Below are 8,416 nucleotides of genomic sequence, written 5' to 3'. Positions count from 1 at the left end.
CCTTGGATGCAAAGTAGGTGTACTTGTTACGGGCCTGGGATTCGCCTGCGAATGCGGCTTCGAGGTTCTTTTCGGTCTGGGTACCAGCGTACTTGTTTGCCATAATGTCTCCTTGAAAAATGGGAATTTTCTGAGTTTTAATATATTAAAAATAGGATGTGTTGACTAGATAACTTCGCGAAGTGCCTTTGCCAACTGGTCTGCACAGGAGGTGGACTTGCCGTTGCAGGTGTTGCCTTCCAGGATGTCGGCGATTTCCTTCATGTCCTTGCCTTCGCAAAGCTTGCCGATGGCCTTCAGGTTGCCATTGCAGCCGCCCAGGAACTTGAGGCTGTACATCTTGCCGTCTTCGTAGTCGAAGGTGATGAGCTGGGCGCAGGTGCCGCTGGTTCTGAATTCCTTAGTCTGCATAAATGACTCGCTTTGTTTAGGTTGTTCCATATCCCGCGAATGGCGAGAATTTAAAATTTCTTTGTCCAATATACAATTTTTTGTGCTATATTATAGGAGAACCTTTATTTCGGAGTTGGATGTTCTTAATCCATAATTTCGGCTTTGGCCGAACTCAAAACTGGGACATTGTTTAACCCCCCTGTGTCATCCTGAGCGGAGCACTTAGTGCGAAGTCGAAGGATCCAGGGATTTGTTTTGTATGCGGGAAACACCCGTTGGTAATAAACAAAAAAAGGAAATAAACAATGTCTAAAAATTCTGAATGCACAATCCGACAGGAACAGCCTGCCGATTTTTACGCTGTAGAAAATTTAACCCGCGAGGCTTTCTGGAACGTTTACCGTCCCGGATGTTCCGAGCATTACGTGCTGCACTGCTACAGGAATCATCCAGATTTCATTCCGGAGCTCTCCCTTGTGCTGGAGAGTAAAGGCGAAATCCTCGCCCATGTGATGTTTGCCTGGAGCGAAATTCTGGTGGACCCGGATGAGTCGCAGACAGGTTCCGCGCTGACCGCTGGCGAAGAGTCGCGCGAGGGGTGTGAGCAGGACCAGCGCCGCCTTCGCATGATGACCTTCGGGCCTATCAGCGTTCGCCCCGACATGCAACGCAAGGGCCTTGGCAAGATGCTGCTGGACTACGCCCTGGAACGTGCCCGCCAGATGGGCGCCGGATGTATCGCCATGTGCGGTAACATCCAGTTCTACGGCAAGTGCGGTTTCGTGACGGCCACCTCCAAAGGAATCCGTTACGCCGACGATCCCGATGGCGACGCGCCCTACTTCCTGATTCGGGAATTGACGCCTGGCTTTCTGGACGGCGTCCGCGGAACCTATCGGGACCCTGCGCCCTATTTCGTTGACGATAAGGACGTTGATGAATTCGACAAGCAATTCCCGCCCAAGGAAAAGAAGGTATTGCCAGGACAACTGTTCTAAAATAGCGCAGAACTTGTGTTCAAAATGCACGATCCTAGTATGAATCCTTGTAAACATTGGTAATCGTACTAGGATTTTAGCAAGATTACAAACAAAATAACGATATTTGTAGTACGAATTTGGGTGACAGCCATTATTCGTACTACGATTTCGTTGAAGATTTGTGTCAAAAGGCGCAAACCCTAGTATGAATCCTTGTAAATACTTGTATTCATACTAGGGTTTTGTCAAAAACACAGATAAAAATGATCTGTTAATAGGACTAATTTGTCGATAACTGAAGAATCGTCCTACCCGCAGGCAATCTTCTTGATGATCTTTACCACGGCTTCCATGGCTTCGACGGTTACGTGTTCGAAGGGGCCATGATAGCCGTAGCCGCCGGTACCCAGGTTCGGGCAGGGTAGCCCCATGAAGCTGAGCTTGGCGCCGTCGGTGCCGCCGCGGACTGGTTCGCTGACCGGTTGCAGGCAGTTTTCCGCCTTGCCGAAGATTTCGGGTTTTGTGCGGGCCAGTTCATCGCCAACATCTTCGATGGCCTTGCGGGCGCGCTCCAGAACTTCGGGGCATTTTTCAATAACTTGCAGCATGTTGCTGTAGGAATGCTTGAGCTGAAGTTCTACGGCGCTGCCGCCGGCACGGCTCACACCAGAATTTTCTATGAGGTTCTTGTCCGCACTATCGTCTGCAAAAGCGGTGCCGCCGAATTTTGAATTGTACTTCGCAGCAATCTGGCGCAAGAATTCCTGACGTTCCTCAAATTTTTTCTGGTCGTGGTCGCGGACGATGTAGCAGAGGGTCGCCTCGCTAACGTCGCCTTGCATGTCTGTCAGGTGATAGAATCCCTGGTGGCCCTCGGTCATGGCGGGAGTTTCGTCGGCGGGGAGTGCCATGGCGATTTCTGCAGCCATAAGGCTTGCGTTTTTCATGATGCCCTTGGCTTCGCCGGGGTGCACGCTCTTGCCGCGGACAATGAACTTGGCGCTGCAGGCGTTGAAGTTCTCATAGGCGATGTCACCTTCGTAGCCGCCGTCCACAGTGTAGGCGTACTTTGCCTTCATGTAGTTCAGGTCCACAAGGTCTGCGCCGCGGCCGATTTCTTCGTCGGGCGTAAAGCAAACCCAGATGTCGCCATGGCCAGAAAGATTCTCGTAGCCGCGGCTTTCGGCGTGTCGGTCGGTTGCTGCCAACTCTTCCATGGCGGTAACGATTTCTGCAATGCCTGCCTTGTCGTCGGCGCCCAGCAATGTGGTGCCGTCGGTGGTAATGAGGGTGCGGCCCTTCAAGGTTTTCAGCGTGGGGAAATCGGTAACCTTCAGCACCATTTTTGCATGGCCCTGTTCGTCGCGGCCGGCGCCCAAAAGTTCCACATCGCCGCCGTCATAATTTTCAATAATCTGCGGTTTCGGATTTACGCCGGAAAAGTCTGGCGAAGTGTCCATGTGGCTGATGAAGGCGATGGCGTCGTCATCTTCGTGGCCAGCGGTAGCGGGCAACAAACCGTACACATAGCAGTGTTCGTCGATTTTTACTTGCTGAAGGCCAATATCAATTAGTTCCTGTGCAAGGTACTTGCCCAATTCGAACTGCTGCTTGGTACTGGGGCAGCTTTCGCAATTCTCGTCGCTGGTGGTTGTAAAGCTAACGTACTTTAGAAAACGATCCTGGACTTTCATGTCTCAAAAAATAGTATTTCCCTTTTAATCCTACAAAGAAAAGCCCACTCCGAAGAGTGGGCTTGCGATGTATTATAGGGCGGTTACCTGACGAAGGGATAGAGTAGCTTTTCTGCCTCCTCACCTTCTGCAACCCGGATTTCGTCTATGGGATGATAGTCGAAATTTGCATACTGGGAAAGTTGCATAGCCGCAAAGTGATGGTCCCTTGAGTAGCATAGGCACAGACGGATGTTGCCGTTGCACGATGGATGAGGCATGCCCTCCTTTTGGATCAGTTCGTCCACCTCGTCGGGAGCCGAAGCCACCAGTTGTCTAACCCTGTGTCCATTGATAGGATCGTATTCCAGGTAGATACCTACAAGGGGAGAGTGGGTGGGCCGATAGGTGAAACAAGTCTTGAATCCGAGAAATCTTTTTTCGGTCATGATGCTGGGATTCTTGGAAAGGACGCTTGCCAATTCCATTCTTCTAATGTTTTCCATTTTCTTCTCTTTGTTAAAATTTTGTGTATGCCCAAAACACGCCCAATGAATGGAGGGCGGGTGTTCACCTGTTTTTGGCGGAATGATTGTTTGGCGAGAAGATTCTGGTTAACAGAGAATGCGTTCCAAGGTGTACACGTAGTAATCCTTGGAAGCGCCATAGGCAAAGGGGGCTGGGTAGCCGACGGCCTTGTTGTTAAGGGCGTGAACCCTTTTGACGTGGTTGTGATTCCATTCTGTAAACAGCCCGTCACGGTAGAAATATCCGTGGGAATGGACTGTTTTTTGAGGACGGAAAGACTGGTGCTGAAGGGGCTTGCGGGAATCTAGCAATGCGGCATGAATGCGGTTGTCTAGATTGTATAGGGCCTGTTCAGTAGGGACTTCTGTGTCTGAACTAGTTGACTGATAGCCGATCTCGGCATATTGACGAAGTTCGGTATAGTCGGGGGAAAGGTTGGAATAAACTCCGACAAACAGCGCAAATACCGCGCCTAAAAACACTGTCAGCAGACTGTTCCTAACCTTTACCATAATGATATTAAACTACAAATAACAAGACTGAAAAAAATATAATAAAAAATGATTATTCTATTTAATATTAAAAAGTTTTCGTTATGCGTCTTTTTGGATGTTGATGCTGGCGAAGCAAAGTAGACATCCGCCAATCAAGTTGCCTATGGTGATGAACACCAGTCTTAACAGGGTATCGCCAATGCCAGCCAAGGTAACGCCGCTCTTAAAGAAGTTAAAGGCGAAGTAGAACATGTCGGCAACGCAGTGTTCAAATCCGCACAGGATAAATCCCATGACAGGCAATACCACAATCAGCGGGTTGGTGGTGCGCTTGTAGCCTTCGACACCGATGAACATGAGCATGCCGCAGAAGATGCCGAGGACCAGAAGGCTGGGCAGATTATCCGCATATTTGACGCCGACCAGTGTGGAGGTGCTGATGGTAAGCCTGGTGGCGGCAATGGCGGCGGCACCAAGAACACAACCGATCAGGTTTCCGAGCCAGACTTGGCCCAGGTACTTTAGATAGGCGAGGGTCCTGTTGGTGGAAAGATAACCCACCTTGCCGGTAAACAGGTCGAACTTTAGGATGATGATGGTGTAAAGCCCTAGTGAGAACAGGAATGTTCCTGCAATCTTGTTTTCGACAGAGAGGAAGCTTACGCAACCAACACTGATCATAAGTCCGGCGAGAATGGATTTAATCATAATTCAAATGTACAAATGAAAGGGATAGAAGAAAAGATGGAATCGTAGTAAAATTCACATAAAACAAGGATGTTCCATGCTGTAATATGGATTTTGGTTTTTTAGGTTGAAAAAAGTCATTGATGATTGTAAAATTTCTTTTATGAAATGCGCTATTACTAAGGCCTAGTAAGGAGTTCTTATGAAAAAATTGCTAGTTAGGACTATTTTGCCGACAGCGGTCCTTTGTTCTTTATGGGGTTGCTCTTCTACCGACTCCGAAGAGATTAACATTGGGCTTTGCAAAGGTGCGGAATACGATGCCAATGAACAGGACTGCCTTGGTGGCGTTCTGGTGGATGTTTGTAATAATCAGGTCCTTTATTCTGTGATTCATGCAAAGGACACTACATTTGTTTGCCGAGGGGACAGTTCTTGGACCGAAGCTAGCAAGAACGAGGCGTATTTTGAGCAAGGCTGCGACGAGGGCAACGAAAATGCCATTCTTGAATACGGCTACAGCACAATGGTTTGCATTCAGGACACCTCACACACCTGGAAATGGGTGGTGGATAGTGAAGTGGAGGCATCTCGTCTAAAATCTTCTAGCAGTACTCATGAAGATTCTGACTCGGATTTGTCGAGCTCCAGTGCGAAGAATCCGGAATCTGACTCCTCCATAGAAATTCACCGCTTTGAAAGTACTGTAGAGTATGACGGATACTCATACAAAACGGTGGGCATTGGGACGCAGTTGTGGATGGCTGAAAACCTTCGCACAACAACTGGAATTGACTCAAGTTGGTGCTTTAACGATGAACCTGAAAACTGTGAAACCTATGGCCGTTTGTATACATGGGCAACGGCAATGGGGATTGATGAGAAGTATCAGACGCAATCTGCGCTGAAGGACGGTGTCATTAGCGATACGAGCTACAATCGAGGCATCTGCCCCAAGGGCTGGCATATTCCTTCTGATGATGAGTGGCAAACGCTATTTGACTTTGTTGACGCAAGTAATGGCATTGCTACCGCCGGCCAAAGTCTCTGTGATCCTAATGGGGCATGGAAAGGATATGACAATTATCCTATGACAGATGACTATGGTTTTTCTGCTATTCCTGGCGGAAAGTACCAGTACTCTCTTGAAAATAATAGTAACGAGGGATGGAAAAATTTTGGTGAAAGCTTGCACGTTTGGAGTGCTACAGAAAGCGTCGATACCACAGCAACCAATGTCTATACGCGTTACATTCAACCGACCCAGATTGATCGTAATGACTTCCCCAAGATGCGCCGTCGCTATATTCGTTGTGTGAAGGATGAATAAGGTAATTTGTTTGGTGTAAAATAAAGGGCGTCTTGAGTTTTCTCAGGACGCCTTTTTGTATAAAGTATTTTGTGATGGAACTTAGTCTTCTAGAGGGATGTATTTGAACGTCACCCCATTCCAGGAATCCTTTTCGCCGGGGACGTCGCCAACGGCAACGGGCTTACCTCGATAGGTATATACATACACGGGGTTGGCTTTACCGCCGGAATCTGTGGCAAGCGCGCAAATCTTGAAATGGTTGTCATGGTCCATAATGAGAATCATGATGTCCAGCTTCTTTTTCTTTATTAAGGTGCTTTTGTAAATTGCAGCGACATTTCCGCCGGAGGATGTTTTTTCAGAAGTGAGTTCAATAAATTCTTTACCGGCGTTAGCCTTGAGCTCGGTGATGATTAGTTTCTGGAATTCGTTCCCTGCGCTGTTCTGGTTTGCGACGGACCAGGAGACTCTAACTCTCATGACTTTTGTATTGGCTTTGCCTTCTGTTCCGGTAAAAAGAGCGTGAAAATTATCTTCTACGGATGCTAACGCGATTGCTTTATGCAGTGCATTTAGTACTTGCGTGTCAGCAGCAATCTTTGCATTTTCGATTTGGCTTGTCAGCTTTGGCACTCCCACGGCGGCAAGAATTCCCATGATGACTATGACCACCATAAGTTCTATTAGGGAAAAACCTTTCTTCATATTGACTCCTTGATTCAACGGAAAAATATGAATTTTTAGGGAGAGTAGCAAGGTTACGAGAAAATTCCGTGCATAAATTGATGGCAGGTATCGTAAACGTCCCTGTCATTTAGCTTTATGAGGCCCGTGAAATAGGCCTGGATGCTGGCGTTGATGATGCCCAGGAATGTGTAGGCGTAGCGTTCGTGGCGGCCTTTCATGTTGCCGTGGTCCTTGCTTGCGGCAAGGAAAAGTTTTGACAGCGTGGTCCACTGTCTTTCGCAGAGGGGGCGAACTTCGTCGTGGATGTCACCTTCGGTTGGTGTGTTGGCCATGCTCATGAACCAGCCGTAGAATTCCTGATTCTTCTTGGCGAATTCAAAGTAGGCACGGGCGACTTGCTCCAAAGTTTTGACAATGTCGTGATTGTAGGTCGCGGCGGTTTCAAAGTCCTTCCAGAAGTTTTCCAGATGGGCGGTGAGCAGGGCGTTTAAAAGGCCCCGCTTGTTTCCGAAGTAATGGTACAGCGTAGGCTTGCCTACGCCTGCAGCGTCGGCGACTTTCTGCACGCCGGTAGCGTCGTAGCCTTCCTTACGGAAGAGAATCAATGCCTGCTGTAATAAAACTTCCTTGGTGCTCATGATGTAAATATACTTTATATACCGCTGGGTACAAGGATGCGGCCCCACTTAGGCGGGATTAAGACAGTGATTTTGCTGTTGTTGATTTTGATGTAATCGTTGGAAAGAAGGTCTCGCAGATTTTTTAAGGGACTCACTTGTTGCGTGTGTGCGAGGTGCTTGCGCAAATCAATTTCAAATTGTACAGGAGCGTCCTGTTGATTTATAAGGACAAGGGCGTCACCATTTTGGTGAGTTCGCCAAAATGCAAATTGCTGGGAGTGTACAAATTCCTGCTGGAACCCGCCTTCGCGCAAGGCGTCGCAATCTTGGCGAACGCTAGCAAGATGGCGTATTTCTGAAAGAAGATTTTCTTGGCCTGCGGGAGTTTGGTTTGCGAATTTTGCAAGGTCCAAAGACGGACGCAAATTCCAATCGTCGCAACCGCCCTTCGTTGCATTCAAACCGAATTCTTCGCCGTAATATATTGTGGGGACACCTGGCAATGTGTAGAACAGCAGATGCTGAACGAAATTGTCCTGCTTATTTTTCAGCTGGCTGTAAATGCGGTTGGTGTCATGATTCTCGTTAAAAAGCTGGAGTCTTGCGCCCTTGCAGGTTCCGCTCTTGTCATCAAAAAATTGATTCAAGTTGTAGGCCAGTTCGAACATGTTCCCGTCATTCAGGGAACTCCAGCAGGATTTATAAGTTTGGTAGTTGGTCACGGAATTCAGGCCCGCCTCAAGCCACCGCCTAGGATCTCCGAAAACCACTTCTCCCATCATCCAGAAATCGGGACGTTTCTGGTGGCATGCAGTTGCAAGATGTCGCAGAAAATCTAAATCCATATCCTCCGCGGCGTCAATGCGAATTCCGTCGATGCCGAATTCATCCATCCAGTATTCCGCGCAATGAATCAGCTCCCGCTCCACATCGGGATTCCGCAAGTTGAACGCTGGCAGTTCCTGAAAACCAGCCCAGCAGTCTACCGTAAAAGAGTCACCGCAGAGGTTGGGTACGTTAAATCGCGGATTGCGATACCAGT

10 protein-coding genes are annotated in these 8,416 nt (G+C 48.3%); 2 read left to right on the top strand and 8 right to left on the bottom strand.

Features of this window, described 5'->3' with window-relative positions; translation table 11 throughout:
- Positions 1 to 165: 165 nt before the first annotated feature.
- Entirely contained in the window at positions 166 to 411 is a 246-nt protein-coding gene (locus tag MJZ26_14180; protein MCQ2106926.1) for a TIGR03905 family TSCPD domain-containing protein, read from the bottom strand.
- A 287-nt stretch (positions 412 to 698) separates the two neighbouring features.
- Here MJZ26_14180 and MJZ26_14175 point away from each other — a divergent pair, with 287 nt between their 5' ends.
- Positions 699 to 1,391, top strand: coding sequence for an N-acetyltransferase (locus MJZ26_14175; GenBank protein ID MCQ2106925.1), 693 nt, complete (start codon positions 699 to 701; stop codon positions 1,389 to 1,391).
- Between the two features lie 290 nt (positions 1,392 to 1,681).
- Here the strand turns inward: MJZ26_14175 and pepT are convergent, their stop codons facing one another.
- The 4 genes from pepT to MJZ26_14155 form a co-directional block, all read right to left on the bottom strand.
- The gene (gene pepT / locus MJZ26_14170; GenBank protein ID MCQ2106924.1) at positions 1,682 to 3,067 is read right to left on the bottom strand and encodes a peptidase T; all 1,386 of its coding nucleotides are present in this window, start codon (positions 3,065 to 3,067) and stop codon (positions 1,682 to 1,684) included.
- An 83-nt stretch (positions 3,068 to 3,150) separates the two neighbouring features.
- The gene (locus tag MJZ26_14165; protein ID MCQ2106923.1) at positions 3,151 to 3,552 is read right to left on the bottom strand and encodes a hypothetical protein; all 402 of its coding nucleotides are present in this window, start codon (positions 3,550 to 3,552) and stop codon (positions 3,151 to 3,153) included.
- 108 nt (positions 3,553 to 3,660) lie between these two features.
- Entirely contained in the window at positions 3,661 to 4,086 is a 426-nt protein-coding gene (locus MJZ26_14160) for a hypothetical protein (GenBank protein ID MCQ2106922.1), read from the bottom strand.
- An 81-nt stretch (positions 4,087 to 4,167) separates the two neighbouring features.
- On the bottom strand, positions 4,168 to 4,776 hold the full coding sequence (locus tag MJZ26_14155) for a formate/nitrite transporter family protein (GenBank protein ID MCQ2106921.1): 609 nt from the start codon (positions 4,774 to 4,776) through the stop codon (positions 4,168 to 4,170).
- A gap of 181 nt (positions 4,777 to 4,957) precedes the next feature.
- Here MJZ26_14155 and MJZ26_14150 point away from each other — a divergent pair, with 181 nt between their 5' ends.
- Positions 4,958 to 6,085, top strand: coding sequence for a hypothetical protein (locus MJZ26_14150; protein ID MCQ2106920.1), 1,128 nt, complete (start codon positions 4,958 to 4,960; stop codon positions 6,083 to 6,085).
- Positions 6,086 to 6,166: 81 nt separating this feature from the next.
- On the opposite strand, the gene MJZ26_14145 is transcribed toward MJZ26_14150, so the two are convergent.
- From MJZ26_14145 to MJZ26_14135, 3 genes are all read right to left on the bottom strand, one after another.
- A complete protein-coding gene (locus tag MJZ26_14145) occupies positions 6,167 to 6,772 on the bottom strand; it encodes a type II secretion system GspH family protein (protein MCQ2106919.1) in 606 nt (201 codons plus the stop codon).
- A gap of 53 nt (positions 6,773 to 6,825) precedes the next feature.
- Positions 6,826 to 7,392 (bottom strand): TetR/AcrR family transcriptional regulator, encoded by a 567-nt coding sequence (locus MJZ26_14140; GenBank protein ID MCQ2106918.1) that lies wholly within the window; start codon positions 7,390 to 7,392, stop codon positions 6,826 to 6,828.
- 14 nt (positions 7,393 to 7,406) lie between these two features.
- Positions 7,407 to 8,416: alpha-amylase family glycosyl hydrolase (locus tag MJZ26_14135; protein ID MCQ2106917.1), on the bottom strand; the 1,010-nt coding region annotated here is incomplete at its 5' end.

This window comes from Fibrobacter sp. (assembly GCA_024398965.1).
Lineage (GTDB): Bacteria > Fibrobacterota > Fibrobacteria > Fibrobacterales > Fibrobacteraceae > Fibrobacter.
The sequence above is the reverse complement of the archived record's forward strand: the minus strand, read 5'-3'. Positions and strand labels throughout refer to the sequence as shown.

Coding starts and splice junctions, on each gene's coding strand:
- MJZ26_14145 (MCQ2106919.1), bottom strand. CDS start 6,772: ATGAAGAAAGGTTTTTCCCTAATAGAACTTATGGTGGTCATAGTCATC.
- MJZ26_14175 (MCQ2106925.1), top strand. CDS start 699: ATGTCTAAAAATTCTGAATGCACAATCCGACAGGAACAGCCTGCCGAT.
- MJZ26_14140 (MCQ2106918.1), bottom strand. CDS start 7,392: ATGAGCACCAAGGAAGTTTTATTACAGCAGGCATTGATTCTCTTCCGT.
- MJZ26_14155 (MCQ2106921.1), bottom strand. CDS start 4,776: ATGATTAAATCCATTCTCGCCGGACTTATGATCAGTGTTGGTTGCGTA.
- pepT (MCQ2106924.1), bottom strand. CDS start 3,067: ATGAAAGTCCAGGATCGTTTTCTAAAGTACGTTAGCTTTACAACCACC.
- MJZ26_14150 (MCQ2106920.1), top strand. CDS start 4,958: ATGAAAAAATTGCTAGTTAGGACTATTTTGCCGACAGCGGTCCTTTGT.
- MJZ26_14180 (MCQ2106926.1), bottom strand. CDS start 411: ATGCAGACTAAGGAATTCAGAACCAGCGGCACCTGCGCCCAGCTCATC.
- MJZ26_14165 (MCQ2106923.1), bottom strand. CDS start 3,552: ATGGAAAACATTAGAAGAATGGAATTGGCAAGCGTCCTTTCCAAGAAT.
- MJZ26_14160 (MCQ2106922.1), bottom strand. CDS start 4,086: ATGGTAAAGGTTAGGAACAGTCTGCTGACAGTGTTTTTAGGCGCGGTA.